The organism is Alishewanella maricola (genome assembly GCF_016343785.1).
GTDB lineage: Bacteria > Pseudomonadota > Gammaproteobacteria > Enterobacterales > Alteromonadaceae > Alishewanella > Alishewanella maricola.
The window spans coordinates 441,170-455,657 of the sequence record NZ_JAEINI020000001.1; the positions used below are offsets into that span (position 1 = coordinate 441,170).

A 14,488-nucleotide genomic window follows, 5' to 3' on the forward strand; every position below is an offset into this window, starting at 1 on the left:
TTATTGTGAGATCCGATAACAGGGTTCGTATTTGCTGCCAGGCAATTTCATGCGACCTTGCTCAACAAAAGCCGCCAATAATTTATCCATCAAACGCATTAAAACTGGCTCGCCACTGAGAATAAAGGGGCCATGCTGACGAATGGCTTTTATGCCCTCGTCTTTAACATTACCGGCCACGATACCCGAAAATGCGCGGCGTAAATTAGCCGCTAGTTTCGCTTTGTCCTGATCGAGGTGCAAGTCGAGTGCGGCCATATTCTGATGATTTGGGATAAAAGGTTGTTGAAAATCAGGCGCGATATCCAAGGTCCAATTAAAGTGGTAAGCGTCACCTACGGATTTACGATAGGCACGCACATCCTGACAACCTTGTTTTAAGCGTTTTGCCACAGCTTCCGGATCATCAATAATGATTTCCAGCAAGGCTAATGCCTCAGCGCCAAGTGTTTGCTGAATAAAATCGGCAATTTCATTAAAGTAAGCTGCACTACTGGCAGGGCCGGTTAAAACGATTGGAAGGCGTTGCTCAGCGTTACGTTTATCTAGCATGATGCCCACCAGATACAGTAATTCTTCCGCTGTACCGGCCCCCCCTGGGAAAATAATAATACCGTGTGCCACGCGCACAAAAGCTTCTAAGCGTTTTTCGATATCTGGCAAGATCACTAATTCATTTACAATCGGATTGGGTGGCTCGGCAGCAATAATACTGGGCTCGGTTAAACCTAAATAGCGTCCAGTGCGAATACGTTGTTTACTATGGCCAATTGTGGCCCCTTTCATTGGACCTTTCATCGCGCCCGGGCCACAGCCAGTACAAATGTTTAAACCGCGTAAACCGAGTTGATAACCCACCTCTTTCGTGTAGTGATATTCTGCTTCGCGGATAGAGTGGCCTCCCCAGCAAACAATCATATCCGGTTCACTGGTGGCATCGATGACACGAGCATTCCGCAAAATATCAAACACACTGTGCGTCAGATGCACGCCATTATTAAAATCTAAAGGGTGAGTTTCGCCGCTATGACGGGTGTGATAAAACAAAATATCGCGTAACACCGCAAACAAGTGTTCATGGATCCCTTTGATAATTTTGCCATCGACAAAGGCGCTTTGCGGAGGATTGTTTAATTCAATTTTGATGCCGCGCTCGCGGCTGAGTAACTTAATCGAAAAATCTTGATATTGTTCGTAGATTTCCGCTGAACTGTCGGTATGGCTGCCGACATTCAGCACCGCAAGGGCGCAATTGCGAAACAGTTGATAAGTGTCGTTTTCGGTATTTTGTTGTAAACGTTCAACTTCTAATTGGGATAATAAATCCATAGCACCCAATGGGTTAAGGTGTACTTGCATCGGCAATCTCCTGATTGCGGGCAACAGCGTTGTTACTTTAATGCTATTTGGTCCCGTCCGCCCTTTTTGGCGAGGTATAAGGCTTCATCGGCGCGGTCGAATGCTTGGCGCGGTTGTTCACCGGCTAAAAACTCTGTGGCTCCGAAAGAAATGGTAATACGCACATGTTCATTTTTAAATTTAAACGGAATTTTTTTGATTTTTTCTCTTATTAAATTAAGCGGCTCACTGGTTTGACTCAGTTTAGTATCGGGCATGATGATCACAAATTCTTCGCCACCGTAACGGGCTAAAAAATCTGTTTGCCGTATCGATTGTTGTAGTATTTTGGCAATAACCCGAAGGGTTTTATCACCGGCACTGTGGCCGTAACTGTCATTAATTTTCTTGAAAAAGTCTACATCACCTAAAATAATACATAGCGGCGTGCCTTGGCGTAGCCAGCGTTTAAATTCTAGATCTAGGCGAGCTTCGTATGCAGCACGATTTGGGATCCCCGTTAAAGTATCACGAGCACTGCGAATACTTTGCTCGGCGAGACGTTCTTTAAAACTTTTAGCATCGCGCTCTAATTCTTTGACGCGGCTCTCCATCACAACCAAGCTGCCCAGCAGCTTCTTTCTCTCTTGTTGTTCTAGCCGTTCTTTTTCATTTAATGACTCGGTTAAATCATTCATTCGCACGATAACCAAGCTTTTAAGTTGTTCTAAAGACTGTGCTTTTTTAGTTTGTTTGCCTAGGTCATCGATTTGATTTTCGATTTTTTGATTTAGCGTGGCGAGTTTTTGTTGAAAATGCCCTGAATCTAGTAAGGTTGCTTCAACAGCTTGTTGCACACTGGCAAGGGCTGCATTCAACTTTAATAAAAAGTTTTCAGAGGATTGCCGCTCTTCTTGCAAGCCATTGGCGATAATGTTGATGGTGGTTAAACAGGCATTAAAGAGGTCTTCAATAGTCAATGAACCGAGTAAACTGGCCTTGATTTGTTCGGCAGCAGGAGCGTGTTTTTCGGTAAAGGTGAGCTCGCTCAGTAAATTACTCAGTTCTAAAGTCAATTGCCGACAAACATGTGCATAGCGCTCATGCTCATCATGACCATCACTTAAAACGTTGCTGTTTTTGGCATCCTGATGCGCACTTAATGCGGTTTGGTAAAGTTGCGTAAGGTGCGTCAGTTGCGGCAAAAAAGCTTGTAAAGTTGCGGTGGGCTGCTCAACTTTACTTAACAGTTGGCGTAAATCGCGGCGTAACTGATCAGGTAAACCCCGCTGTTGTTGCAGCATTTTGCCTGCTTGGGTCAGTTCTTGTTGGATCTTAACAATCTCAAGCTCTTGTTGCTTTTCAAGCGCTTGCAAGCTGCTGCTTATATCATTAATTAAAGGTAAGACATTTTCCAGATCTGCACTTTTACTTAGCGCACTGCGTAACTTTGCTAGTCGATTATCCAGTTCTAAATCAATGCCTTTTGTTAGTAAGGATAAGCGTAATACAAGCTGCGAAAGCAGTGAAAACTGCTTTTGGTAAGTTTGCTCTAAGGTTTTTCGAGCAGAAACGGCTTGGCTAAGTTGTTGCTTCAGGTCTTGTTGCAATGCAGCCACCTTACTAAGGGTTCCAAGAGTCTTGATGGATCAAGTATATCCCCAGAGTGGGCTAAGAAGGTAGCGTAATGCTAAAAAACTTAAAGTAAAAAGCGAGCTTAAGCTCGCTTTTCGATATTTCTTATTATTTTAGCTTGGCTTACTTTGTTAGGTAGTAAGGCAGCCAGCTAGTTTCTTCTGTAGGGGTAAGATGTAACATTATCAGGTTCCATTTTGCTATTGCCTGTTGTCAGCATCAACAGGTGTGACTATTAAAACAGAATCACCTCTGAAATGAAAGTGCACGTGTAATATTTCTTATTGGCTTTCATGTTTTAGCATCATTTTACTGAATCAAAGCCGTAAAGAAGCTAAAAGACAGCGATATGCTGTCTTTTTGTGTGTTGGGGTACGTGATGGGTTACATTATTGGCGGCTTAAACGAATATTGGGTGCCTGATAAGGCTCACTGCTGCGTAATGGATTAATATCTAAGCCACCACGGCGTGTATAGCGCGCATATACTGCTAAAAATTCGGGCTTGGCAAAGCGCCATAAATCCGTGTAAATGCGTTCTACACATTGTTCATGAAATTCGTTATGGCTGCGGAAGCTGATTAAATATTTTAATAAGGCTTCATGCGATAGTGCTGGGCCGCGATAATGAATATAAATACTGGCCCAATCGGGTTGCGAGGTAATTAAGCAATTTGATTTTAACAAATGCGAATGCAGCTTTTCATCAACGCGATCTCGGTTCGGATCTAATGCCAATAGGCTGGCATCGTACTGATACTGGTCAACGCTAATATCTAATTCATCTAAACAGATACCTGGGATCCAGGTTGCTTGAAACGCCATAATTTCACTTACATTATGCAGGCTAACTTGCACTGGCTTACCAGCACACGCCGATAAGTCTTGTTGTAATGCTTGATAAACTTGACCTAAATCAGCAAAGCGGCTTTGATTAAAGCTGTTTAAATATAATTTAAAGGATTTAGATTCAATTAAGTTGGCCGAGTCTACCGGGACCACAAAAGTCGCCAGCGCCACCATGGGTTTGCCTTTGGCGTTTAACCAAGATAGTTCGTAACCGTGCCAGATATCTTGACCAACAAAGGGCAGGTCAGCATCGCTTATGCCAAGTGTTTGGCGGCCTAAGCTACGAGGAACCGCTTGTAACAGCGTAGGAGTGTAGTGATCAACATAATCGGTAATCTTGCCTAGACTTAAGTCGGCCAGAATGTCGGTATGGCTTTTTGTCATTTCTCTGTCTTTTTAGCTACAATACCGCGCATATTATCATAACTGTCCCGAGGAGTAGAGGTGTCTACTGAACAAGCGTTGGCAAAATTTATCGAACACAGTGTCACTTGGCATCAGGCCACGGCGCAGCCATTAACGGCATGGGCCGATCCAGCTAGCCCTTCTCCTTGCCAACAGCAATGGTTAGCCGAGGATCAGGTCAGTTGGCTACCTGTTGCCCAGCAACCCGCCGCGGATTTTAGCAATATTGAGCAAGCATTAGAGTTAATGCTGCATCCCTCCATTAAAGCTTTTTACAGCTGTTTTTATGCAGCGAATATGGCCGCAGGGCATCCACGTGGCAAGTTAGCTTTACTATTGCCTTGGAATCAAGATGATATTAGCCGTTTGCAAGAAAACATTATTGGTCACATTTTAATGAAGCAACGCTTAAAACAGCGAGCTACGGTATTTTTTGCCGTAACTGATGACGCCAATATTATGTTGTCGGTGTTAAATAGCACCGGCGAGGTATTCTTAGAGCATGTTGGAAAAGAAGTCTCGGAAAAAGTTGCCGATGATCTGCCGTCGTTTCTAGCCAGTTTAACTCCTCAAGTTTACGACGCTTGTTTTGACTGACACTCCCACGCGATATTACTGAGCAATTGGCAGTTATCGCATTGAAAATCAAACATCTCGAGTCGTGGCGTCGCCAGACGCCAATCAGCTCCACAGCCGGGACAACATTTATTAGCGTCTTGCTGACAATCCGAACTGCTGCCACTGTAAAGGGCATACCAGATCGGCAGCTGATTAAGTCGACTGATCTGCTGTGCCAATTGGCGGCCGCGTCGATTTAATTTGCTATGTAATTGCTGCAGACTGTTTTCGGCGATCTTCGGTAGTACCCGATCTTCTTGTAACTGTATTTCATCTAAGGCCTGATATTGGATCTGCCAGCGGATCAATGCTTCAAAATCGTCTTCTGCTGCGGTTAACCAAAAGAGTGGCACGGGTCGCAAGGTTTCAGCACAACGTAAAGGTGAGCAGGTATCGGCGAAGCTAGTAAATAATATCAGGCTCTTGGGAAGGGTTTCACAGGTTTGCTGTGACATCAAATCAGCGCCAAGTAAGGTGTGTTGGGCATAGCCAAGGCCCGCCTCGGTTAATTGTTGCTCAGCATATCGTACTCTATTACTGTGCCATTTGCTGGTAAGCGCATCTTGGCTGGCCAGTACAACCCGGCTGCTAAACGTATCTTGTTGCCATGCGGTAGGAAACTCTCTGCCTAATACTTGGCCATTAAAGATCAAGGCTTCAATATAAGCACGGATAGCTTGTTCTGCCTGCGTTAAATCGGTATCAGCGATGACCCGAAACCGTAACTCAGCGAGATACATTATTGTTTTCTAACAGGCTGATTAATAAATCGAGTTTCTGTTCAATGCGGTTAAGCTGGCTGCTCATATCTTGCTCGGCATTGATGGGCCGACTAAATGCCAGATCGGCGACCAATGCAGGATCTTCTTCGGCGATCGGCTGCTGGCGCCATTGCTGGTATGCTGTAAACAGTTCTGGTGCATTAAGTTGCCCAGTTAGTTTCGCTTTAAATAGCGCTAAGCTGGGCTTTTTGCCTTCTTGACGCAATTGGGCTGCAGCGTGTTGTAATAAACGGATAGCTGTGGTCATAGCGGATCGTCTGGTTCACCAAAAAGTAGTTTAATTTACCACTCCCTTGGCCTTAGCAAAAGCCCTATGTTTTTAAGTTGCTGAAATTAATAATATTTTAAAATTGGTGTCAATTTTGCTTGGTTTGGCGTGTTAAGTATCATACTTTATTGATTACTGGCATTACTTAGAAGGAGAAGATTTATGTCGGGTATGTGCACTAAAATGATTAAAGCCGGTGTAGTGGCGTTTCTGGTGTTGGGGTTAAGTGGTTGTGTCGTGGCTATTGGCAATACGGATGAGCCAAAAAATCAATTGGCTTCAGATAAAGCACAACATGAAAATTTGAAAAAAATTAACCAGTTACAGTTAGGCTTTTCCGTAGCAGAAGTAAAAACTTTACTCGGTGCACCTGATTTCACCGAGGCCTTTCAAAAAAACGGCGAGCAAGTTCAAGTGCTGTTTTATCGCACACAACTTAATCGCCGAGATAATAAAACCACGAAAGATGAATGTACGCCTATTGTATTTCATGGCGATCAACTCAGTGGTTGGGGTGAGAAAGCCTACAATTATTTATAAGTAGCGGTTATTGCGCAGCAACTTGATGTAGTTGCGCATTTAATTGATCAATCACTTCGCACCATTCTGCATCATTTCGTAGTGCCTCATTAATAAAGCTCGCCTGCGCCTCATTCCAGTAGGGTGCTTTGGCAATGTTGGTGTCTTCGGTTAATTGGTGCGTTTGAATAAAGTCTTCAATCGCTTTAGTACTATTGGCTAAACCGAGTTGCGCGAATAAATTTTCTAACGTGGTTGCTGTGGTATCCATTTTTTACTCCTGTTTGACGTTAAGAATAGTATTTATTACCGTTTTTGCACGGTGATTTAGCGTGATTAACGATACATCGGCTGTAAAAATCATACTTGGCAACCTAGCATGACACTGCTATTGTGAATAAAAAAACAACAACAATAGCAGGTGCCGCATGTTAGCTCAGGTAACTAATTTTGAACCCTCTCAATTAACGGCCAGTTTGCTGGCAGGCGAAGATTTAAAACTGGCTGCTTCCGTGTTATATCAGTCTTATCATGATGACCCACTTTTTATGGAAATTTTTCGTGCTGCTGACACGGATTATGAAGCTCGTTTGCGCTCCGCTATTCGCGAAGAGCTGAATACTTTTTGGCAAGCCGGGCAGCCAATCATCGGCTTGTTTAATCAAGAGCAGTTACTGGGTGTAGCCTGTGTAGTCGGGCCAGATTCAGGCATTGGCAGCAGTCGTTTGTGGCATTGGCGTTTAAAAATGCTGTTAACTGCCGGCTTTGTTTCTACCAAACAGCTGTTAAATAAAGAAGAAAAAATTCATGCGGCAATGCCGGCAAAACGCTATCACATGCTGGCTTTTATTGCCGTGGCGCCGAAATATCAGCATGCGGGGTTGGGTCATTATTTAATTGCGGCCGTGGATGGCTTAGTTGATGAAGATCCGTCGTCTGCAGGGATTGGTGTTTTTGTCACATTAGCAAAGTACCACGCTTTTTTTGCAGATGAGCAATATCAAAAAGTCAGTGAGCTTGCTTTTGGCTCAGTCAGTGGCACTTTAATGTTTCGCGCCCGTCAGTCGGTTCAAGGTTAAACGGTATGGCACGTTTTACCTGTTTTGCCGATTTTTATCCCTATTATTTAAGCGAGCATGCCAATCCGCTATGTCGGACTTTACATTATATGGGTAGCAGTTTAGTGCTCGTCGTGCTGTTTTGGGCAGTGTTAACACAACAGTGGCTATGGCTGTTCAGTTTACCTGTCATCGGTTATGGCTTTGCTTGGTTGGGCCATTTATTGTTTGAGCATAATAAACCGGCCACGTTTAACTATCCTTTCTATAGTTTGGCAGCCGATTGGGTGATGTATAAAGACTTTTTAACTGGCCAGTTAAGCGGCAAATTACAACACCTGGCCCGGACATCGCCCCCGTCTTAAATACGATGCGCGGGTAAAGTAAAATTTGCCACACGCATGCCGCTTAATAGCAATTCTGCTTGATAGCGGCTCTCACCATCACTGCTAAAGTCAACCTGATAGCTGGTGAGTAAGCGCCAACCTTGCTGCAATTTGCGAAAATGATGGCGATTGCGGCCACACTCTAAAAATTGTAATTGATGCTGTTGACATAATTGGCGAGCTAACACAAAAGCTCGCTCATCTTGTTTACGTTGCATCCAAAACCCATAAATTACGCTGACTAACAGCAGTAGTAACCAAATTGATGTCATTGCTTCTCCTTGTTAGCCACATAATGGCGTTTGCTTCGCGGTTTTACAAGATGCTGCGTTGCAGCGGCAATGTGCTAGAATTGCCGCCTTGTAGCAGAGAGGAACCGTATGAGTCAGCACCTGAGCCTATTGCTAGCCGATATTATGCAAGCGCTAAAACAAGCCGGTCTGTATAGTCAGCAGCCACCTTCGCCGCAGGCGATGGCCAGTTCGATGCCTTTTTGTTGTGATAGCATGCCGCTGGAGCAGTGGTTGCAATTTGTTTTAATTCCTCGTCTGCAGACGATGCTTGCTGCCGGTCAACCGCTACCGAATAAAGTCGCTATTTTACCGATGGCAGAGCAGGTGTATGCCGGGCGAGACGAGAAGATTCAACCGCTGTTAGCGGCGATTACAAGGTTAGATCTGTGTCTGAACAAACCCTAGCGTATGACCTCACCGAAGCTTCCACTTTTGCTGAACCTTTAACGATTTTATACCAAGATGAGTATCTGGTTGCGGTCGATAAACCCAGTGGCATGTTGGTGCATCGTTCTTTTTTAGACAAAGAAATCAGCCGTTATGCACTGCAGGCCGTACGCGATCAAATTGGTCAACATGTCTATCCGGTGCATCGGCTTGACCGACCTACGTCAGGGGTACTGTTGTTTGCTTTGTCATCTGAGGTGGCACGGTTATTATCAGAGCAAAATCATCAAGGGCTGTGGCAAAAAGGTTACTTAGCGGTGGTTCGAGGCTATGTTACTGCCTCAGGTGAGTTAGATTATGCTTTAACCGAGCAACTCGATAAGATTGCCGACAAGTTTGCCGCTGCGGATAAAGCCGCACAAGCTGCGTTTAGTCGCTATTCACCATTACAACGAGTGGAGTTGCCGATCCCTGTTAGTCGTTATGCGACCTCGCGTTATACCTTGCTGGCGCTGCAGCCCATCACTGGCCGAAAACATCAATTACGCCGGCATATGGCCCATTTACGCCACCCGATTGTCGGTGATACTAGCCATGGTGATGGTAAACATAATGCGATGTTTCGTGAACAGTTTGCTTGCAATCGTTTATTATTGTGCGCATTCACGTTACGCTTACCCCATCCGATTACCGGACAGCCGTTGTTGCTCGAAGCAGGGCTAAACGAATTAACAACACTTTTTACTCACTTTAATTGGCCGGTAGACTCCGCTTACTATCGCCAGCAGTTTAATTTTTTTCTGGAGACACAAGCATGCAAAAAATCGCCATAATGGTCGGTAGTGTATACGGTGGTGCAGAGTATGTTGCAGAGCAAGCGCTACCGTTATTAACCAACAAGGGTTATCAGGTGCAATGGTTTCAACCAGCAGAATTAAATGAGGTGTTAGCCTTTGCTGCGGATTGTTGGTTAGTGATCACTTCAACGACTGGTCAGGGTGATATTCCCGATTCGTTGTTTCCTTTTTATATGGCTTGCAAAGATCAGTTTCCGCTATTAACCGGTAAAAAATATGCTGTTATTGCTTTAGGTGATAGCAGTTATGATACTTTTTGTGCGGCTGGCCAGCAGGTTAATGAGCTACTTGTTGAGTTACAAGCCAGTGCGGTGGCGCCGATGTTAGAGATCGATGCCGGTGAAACCTTACAAGCTGAAGATGTTGCATTGCCTTGGTTAGCTGAGCACTTCTAACAATACTTGTTTAACTTCTGGTAACTACGGGCCCCAGGTGCCTGTAATGCCGGATCATAGTGTTCGGCAAAACGCTCACACCACAGAACTGTCGCGCCGCATACCGCGGCCGGCATTACTAATAAGTTCAGCAACGGCACCATGCTAAAGAGTGCCACGGCACTGCCAAAAGATAAGCTGAGGGCAGGCGCTTGTCTTAGTTGACGTCTTAGCTCGGTAAAACTCACCTTGTTGTTATCAAACGGGTAATCGAGATATTGCAGGCTAAAGAACCAGGCGCTGATAAAAAACCACAGAAAGGGGCCCGCCACCGGGATCAATAAACACAGAATAAACAGGATGGTAGCCCGAGGTAATAGATAACATAGTTTTTGCCATTCTCGCGCCAGTAAACGCGGCGCGTCATGCAGAAATTGTCGCAAACTCACTTCGGGGATCGCTTTGCCACTGAGTAGCGAGGCGGTTTTTTCACTGAGTAAGCCATTAAAGGGCGCGGCGATAAAATTAGCGACCATCGTAAAGCTATAGGCAAAACTGAGCAGTAATGACATCACCCCCAGCGGGATCAATAAATACTCTAACCAATGCAGCCATTGCGGAAGCCATTGCTGAATATGCACAATAAACGACTGTAGCAGTTGCCACATCCAATAAAACGCCATAAAGAACAGCACTAAATTAATCAGTAAGGGTATTAACACAAAACGTTTTAAGCCTTTTTGCCCCAGCAAGCGCAGCCCTTTAAAAAAGTAAAACATCATGTCCTCCGAATACTGGCTGTTTAAACTAGTATACCGACTTCGTACCAGAAAACCCTGCATAGACTGTGACAAAACGTAACAAAATCTCGCCATTTGCTGTTGAGGTTTTTAACCGTCTTTTGCTGGCGTCACTGCAGCCATAGCGCGCATTGTGTTAAGATGTGACCGATTTCAATAAGCTAATAAGCAGAGGTATGAAATGTCCGTGTGGTTAGTAGAGCTAGGTTCAGCAGTGGAGTTTGCAGTAACATTGTTATTACTGATAACCGCGCTAGTATGTCTGGTATCGGCTATCGTTGTGCCAGCCAATAAAGATGCAGAGTTACGCTTTGAGAAACGTTTAGAATATACGGTATTTGCCATTGGCGCTGCGGTGTTGTGGGCATTATTTATGTTTGCACCACGCTAATGCATAGCAACACACCTTGCTATTTTAGCAGCAAGGTGTGAACTTATCAGTATTCAGGTTTATTCTTCAATACTACGCAATAGCGCGTTAATGCCAACCTTAGCACGAGTTTGCGCATCAACCTTTTTCACGATGATCGCAGCATATAAGCTGTGACTGCCATCTTTAGAAGGAATGGTGCCTGGCACGACAACTGCGCCGGCCGGTACGCGACCATAGCTAATTTGCCCCGTTTCACGATCATAAATACGGGTGCTTTGGCTAATATAGACACCCATTGAGAGCACTGCGCCTTCTTCAACGATAACGCCTTCAACCACTTCAGAACGTGCGCCGATAAAGCAATTATCTTCGATAATCGTTGGGTTTGCTTGCAGCGGCTCTAACACACCACCAATGCCAACGCCGCCTGATAAATGCACGTTTTTACCAATTTGCGCACAGCTACCGACGGTGGCCCATGTGTCAACCATTGAACCTTCGCCCACATAAGCACCAATATTAACGTAAGACGGCATCACCACCACGTTTTTACCAATGTAGCTACCGCGACGCACGGCAGCAGGCGGTACAATACGCACGCCATCGGCACGGAATTGTGCATCAGTGTAGTTAGCATATTTCATTGGTACCTTGTCAAAAAAGCGGTTTTCGGCGCCATCCATCACTTCGTTATCGTTGATCCGAAACGATAACAGAACAGCTTTTTTCAGCCATTGATGTACTACCCATTCACCGGCAATTTTTTCTGCGACACGGGCGCTACCGTTATCCAGCATGCTTAACACTTGCTCGACAGCCTGTTTTAATTCGGCGGTCACGGTTTTTGGGGTAATGTCAGCACGTTGTTCAAACGCCGTTTCGATAAGGTTTTTTAAGTCAGACATTCGTCATTTAGCCTTCTGTTTGCTGCGAGAGTTGCGAGATTAACACCCGTCTTAACTGGCTTTGTTGCTCAGTTGTCAGCGCGTCATCCTCTGCGTTAGAAATTAAGAAAAAGTCTTCGGCGCGCTCGCCGATGGTGGTGATTTTTGCCGCGTGAATATTCACACCGCACTGTTGAAACACTTGGCCTAGATCAGACAATAAACCCGGCGTATCCAATGCAGCAATTTCTAGCATGGTACGATGGCGGGTATTGCCTGGTAAAAATACCACTTTCGGTGGCACGGTAAATTGGCGCATTTGCCGAGAGAGTTTTGGTTTTTGTCGCGATAAATCAGGCTTGCCAAGAATATATTGCTCTAGCGCTTTCTTGATACTTTGCTGGCGCGAGGGGGAGTTCACGGTTTCACCGTTTTGCTCTAAAATCACAAAAGTATCCATCGCATAACCGTCTTTGTTGGTCATGATTTGCGCGTCGAAAATGTTCACCTTTTTACTGTCTAGCGCGGCGACCATTTTCGCAAATAAACCGGGTTGATCTTTTGTGTAAACAAACACTTGGGTGCCGCCTTTGATTGGTGCTTTACTCACCAGTACTAAAGGTTCATTCGGTGTTTTATGCTTTAAAATGTGTTCGGTATGCCAGACAATTTGTTTTGGGCTGTAGCGCGCAAAATAATCTGCTTTGATGCGACTCCATAACTGCAACACTTCACTTTCAATAAAGGTTTGCCGTAATAGCATGGGCAGGGCTTCGCTTTGGTTTTCCCGGATCAGATCGCGTAAATCCATCGGTTTTTCTAAACCACGACGAAACGCTTTTTGTGTGGCTAAAAACAATTCACGCAGCAGTGAGCCTTTCCAATCATTCCACAAGGTATCATTGGTGGCGCGAATATCGGCCAGCGTTAAACAATACAAATAGTTTAAACGCGTTTCATCACGCACCTTGGCGGCAAATTCGGCCACAACTTCAGGGTCGTGAATATCGCGGCGTTGTGCGGTTACCGACATGAGTAAGTGGTTTTCCACTAACCAAGCAATTAGCTTACTGTCGAATTCACTCAGTTTGTGCAACTTGGCAAATTCCCGTGCATCCATACCGCCTAATTCAGAATGATCACCGCCACGGCCTTTGGCAATATCATGGAAAATGCCGGCGAGGTATAACAGCTCTGGCTTTTCCATTTTTTTGACAATAGCCGTGCACAGTGGAAACTCACTTTCATGCTCAGCAAGGCTGTATTTGTACAAATTTTTTAATAAGCGGTGGGTATGCTCGTCTACGGTATAGGCGTGAAACAAATCAAATTGCATTTGGCCTTCGATATTGCGCCACTGCGGTAAATAGGCCGCTAAAATGCCATAACGGTGCATCAAGGTCACCGCTAAATCCATACCGCGCGGGTGGCGCAGTAGGGTCAGAAACAGTTGGCGACAGGCTTCATAATCTTGTAAGTCACCCATTAAGCGCCGCCGGACTTGGCGAATTAAGCGAATAGTGGTCGAGTGCACGCCAGTGATATTGGAGTTATTGGCGATATGCCAGAACAGCCGCAATAAATTATCGCGCCGGGCAAACACCGCGCTGTCGCGCGCTTTAATTAAATGACCTTGCAACTCAAAATAATCATCTAACTGACTGACCTTGAGTTTTTGTTGCGAATTAAGAATGCTGCCTTCAAAGTGTTGCAACAACATTTCGTTTAGTTCACTGACGCGTTGAACTGTCCGAAAAAACCGCTTCATCATTCGTTCTACTGAGGCTTTGCCATCCGAGCCAAAACCTAAGCGCTCAGCCGCGGCGGGTTGATAGTCGAACAAAATACGGTTTTCGTTACGGCCCGCTTCTAAATGTAATGAAAAGCGCATCTGCCATAAATACGCTTCACACTCGATCAGTTCTTGATATTCATCTTCAGTAAGATATTGATAAGCCACTAACTCGCGCATCGTGCGGGTATTAAAATGGCGTTTGGCTACCCAACCGATGGTTTGAATATCACGCAAGCCCCCCGGGTTGGCTTTTAAATTTGGTTCAAGGTTGTATGCCGTGCCGTGATACTGGGCATGGCGCTGCTGCTGCTCGTGGCGTTTAGCCTGAAAAAACGCTTGGCTGGTCCAAAAACTATCGGCATTGACCGCGGTTTGTAATTCTTGAAACAGGGTTTTATTGCCGGTGAGTAAGCGCATCTCCAAAAGATTGGTGGCAATGGTGATATCGTCTTTGCCTAGGCTTAAGGTTTCTTTGTAGGTACGAACACTGTGTCCGACTTCTAAGCGTAAATCCCACAGCATGGTAATAAAACGGGCGATAGCCTCTTGTTGATTGCTATCGGGGCGTTTATCAACCAGTAATAATAAGTCAACATCAGAGTAGGGGTGTAACTCACCGCGACCATACCCCCCCACGGCGATTAAACTGATGGCTTTATCTTTAGCCAGAGCGCAATGTTGCCAGAGCTCAAGTAGTACTTCATCAATAAAACTCGCACGGCTTTTTACCAGGATATTAATGGGCTGACTATGAAAAGCCCGTGCCTGAAACTCTTGAAATTCTGCAAAGTGCTTTTTGTAAGCGTCTAGTGAATAGTGCTCGGGCAGCGCGCGGTTAAAACTAAGAGCCTGGGTCACATTAATCTCC

18 protein-coding genes are annotated in these 14,488 nt (G+C 45.1%); 8 read left to right on the forward strand and 10 right to left on the reverse strand.

Annotated elements, in window-relative coordinates; genetic code table 11:
- The 3 genes from ppnN to queF form a co-directional block, all read right to left on the reverse strand.
- Positions 1-1,359: a nucleotide 5'-monophosphate nucleosidase PpnN gene (gene ppnN / locus JAO78_RS02190; protein WP_226749709.1), complete on the reverse strand. Its 1,359-nt coding sequence runs from the start codon at positions 1,357-1,359 to the stop codon at positions 1-3.
- A 32-nt stretch (positions 1,360-1,391) separates the two neighbouring features.
- The gene (locus JAO78_RS02195; protein ID WP_255654343.1) at positions 1,392-2,948 is read right to left on the reverse strand and encodes a GGDEF domain-containing protein; all 1,557 of its coding nucleotides are present in this window, start codon (positions 2,946-2,948) and stop codon (positions 1,392-1,394) included.
- 414 nt (positions 2,949-3,362) lie between these two features.
- Positions 3,363-4,205 (reverse strand): NADPH-dependent 7-cyano-7-deazaguanine reductase QueF, encoded by an 843-nt coding sequence (queF, locus tag JAO78_RS02200; protein ID WP_226749711.1) that lies wholly within the window; start codon positions 4,203-4,205, stop codon positions 3,363-3,365.
- Positions 4,206-4,265: 60 nt separating this feature from the next.
- Between queF and syd the strand changes: the two genes are divergently transcribed.
- Complete coding sequence (gene syd / locus JAO78_RS02205) at positions 4,266-4,823, forward strand: SecY-interacting protein (RefSeq protein WP_226749712.1); 558 nt, start codon at positions 4,266-4,268, stop codon at positions 4,821-4,823.
- Here syd and JAO78_RS02210 read toward each other — a convergent pair.
- Both JAO78_RS02210 and JAO78_RS02215 read right to left on the reverse strand, forming a co-directional pair.
- Positions 4,802-5,584: a DUF2310 family Zn-ribbon-containing protein gene (locus JAO78_RS02210; RefSeq protein ID WP_226749713.1), complete on the reverse strand. Its 783-nt coding sequence runs from the start codon at positions 5,582-5,584 to the stop codon at positions 4,802-4,804. The two genes, syd and JAO78_RS02210, sit on opposite strands and share 22 nt — an antisense overlap.
- Positions 5,571-5,873 (reverse strand): hypothetical protein, encoded by a 303-nt coding sequence (locus tag JAO78_RS02215; RefSeq protein ID WP_226749714.1) that lies wholly within the window; start codon positions 5,871-5,873, stop codon positions 5,571-5,573. Before JAO78_RS02215 ends, JAO78_RS02210 begins: the two co-directional genes overlap by 14 nt.
- 183 nt (positions 5,874-6,056) lie before the next feature.
- Between JAO78_RS02215 and JAO78_RS02220 the strand changes: the two genes are divergently transcribed.
- Positions 6,057-6,434 (forward strand): DUF3192 domain-containing protein, encoded by a 378-nt coding sequence (locus JAO78_RS02220; protein WP_226749715.1) that lies wholly within the window; start codon positions 6,057-6,059, stop codon positions 6,432-6,434.
- A gap of 7 nt (positions 6,435-6,441) precedes the next feature.
- Here JAO78_RS02220 and JAO78_RS02225 read toward each other — a convergent pair whose 3' ends face one another.
- On the reverse strand, positions 6,442-6,684 hold the full coding sequence (locus JAO78_RS02225; RefSeq protein WP_226749716.1) for a DUF2789 domain-containing protein: 243 nt from the start codon (positions 6,682-6,684) through the stop codon (positions 6,442-6,444).
- 157 nt (positions 6,685-6,841) lie between these two features.
- On the opposite strand from JAO78_RS02225, the gene JAO78_RS02230 reads away from it, so the two are divergent.
- Both JAO78_RS02230 and JAO78_RS02235 read left to right on the forward strand, forming a co-directional pair.
- Positions 6,842-7,492 (forward strand): GNAT family N-acetyltransferase, encoded by a 651-nt coding sequence (locus tag JAO78_RS02230; protein WP_226749717.1) that lies wholly within the window; start codon positions 6,842-6,844, stop codon positions 7,490-7,492.
- Positions 7,493-7,497: 5 nt separating this feature from the next.
- On the forward strand, positions 7,498-7,836 hold the full coding sequence (locus JAO78_RS02235) for an Mpo1-like protein (protein WP_226749718.1): 339 nt from the start codon (positions 7,498-7,500) through the stop codon (positions 7,834-7,836).
- On the opposite strand, the gene JAO78_RS02240 is transcribed toward JAO78_RS02235, so the two are convergent.
- Positions 7,833-8,129, reverse strand: coding sequence for a DUF3301 domain-containing protein (locus tag JAO78_RS02240; RefSeq protein WP_226749719.1), 297 nt, complete (start codon positions 8,127-8,129; stop codon positions 7,833-7,835). The genes JAO78_RS02235 and JAO78_RS02240 overlap by 4 nt on opposite strands.
- Before the next feature lie 108 nt (positions 8,130-8,237).
- On the opposite strand from JAO78_RS02240, the gene JAO78_RS02245 reads away from it, so the two are divergent.
- Genes JAO78_RS02245 through JAO78_RS02255 form a run of 3 tightly spaced genes read left to right on the forward strand, consistent with a single transcriptional unit; the run spans position 8,238 to position 9,789 of the window.
- Positions 8,238-8,555 (forward strand): YqcC family protein, encoded by a 318-nt coding sequence (locus JAO78_RS02245; RefSeq protein WP_226749720.1) that lies wholly within the window; start codon positions 8,238-8,240, stop codon positions 8,553-8,555.
- Positions 8,537-9,370 carry a tRNA pseudouridine(65) synthase TruC gene (truC, locus tag JAO78_RS02250; protein WP_226749721.1) on the forward strand — a complete coding sequence of 278 codons (834 nt, stop codon included), beginning with the start codon at positions 8,537-8,539 and terminating at the stop codon, positions 9,368-9,370. The genes JAO78_RS02245 and truC overlap by 19 nt, the downstream gene beginning before the upstream one ends.
- Positions 9,352-9,789 carry a flavodoxin gene (locus JAO78_RS02255; protein WP_226749722.1) on the forward strand — a complete coding sequence of 146 codons (438 nt, stop codon included), beginning with the start codon at positions 9,352-9,354 and terminating at the stop codon, positions 9,787-9,789. The genes truC and JAO78_RS02255 overlap by 19 nt, the downstream gene beginning before the upstream one ends.
- On the opposite strand, the gene cysZ is transcribed toward JAO78_RS02255, so the two are convergent.
- Positions 9,786-10,550, reverse strand: a complete 765-nt coding sequence (gene cysZ, locus JAO78_RS02260) for a sulfate transporter CysZ (protein WP_255654345.1) — start codon at positions 10,548-10,550, stop codon at positions 9,786-9,788. The two genes, JAO78_RS02255 and cysZ, sit on opposite strands and share 4 nt — an antisense overlap.
- 199 nt (positions 10,551-10,749) lie before the next feature.
- Between cysZ and JAO78_RS02265 the strand changes: the two genes are divergently transcribed.
- Positions 10,750-10,959, forward strand: coding sequence for a hypothetical protein (locus JAO78_RS02265; protein ID WP_226749724.1), 210 nt, complete (start codon positions 10,750-10,752; stop codon positions 10,957-10,959).
- A 59-nt stretch (positions 10,960-11,018) separates the two neighbouring features.
- On the opposite strand, the gene dapD is transcribed toward JAO78_RS02265, so the two are convergent.
- Positions 11,019-11,846 carry a 2,3,4,5-tetrahydropyridine-2,6-dicarboxylate N-succinyltransferase gene (gene dapD, locus JAO78_RS02270; RefSeq protein ID WP_226749725.1) on the reverse strand — a complete coding sequence of 276 codons (828 nt, stop codon included), beginning with the start codon at positions 11,844-11,846 and terminating at the stop codon, positions 11,019-11,021.
- Positions 11,847-11,853: 7 nt separating this feature from the next.
- The gene (glnD, locus tag JAO78_RS02275) at positions 11,854-14,478 is read right to left on the reverse strand and encodes a [protein-PII] uridylyltransferase (protein WP_226749726.1); all 2,625 of its coding nucleotides are present in this window, start codon (positions 14,476-14,478) and stop codon (positions 11,854-11,856) included.
- Positions 14,479-14,488: the final 10 nt, after the last annotated feature.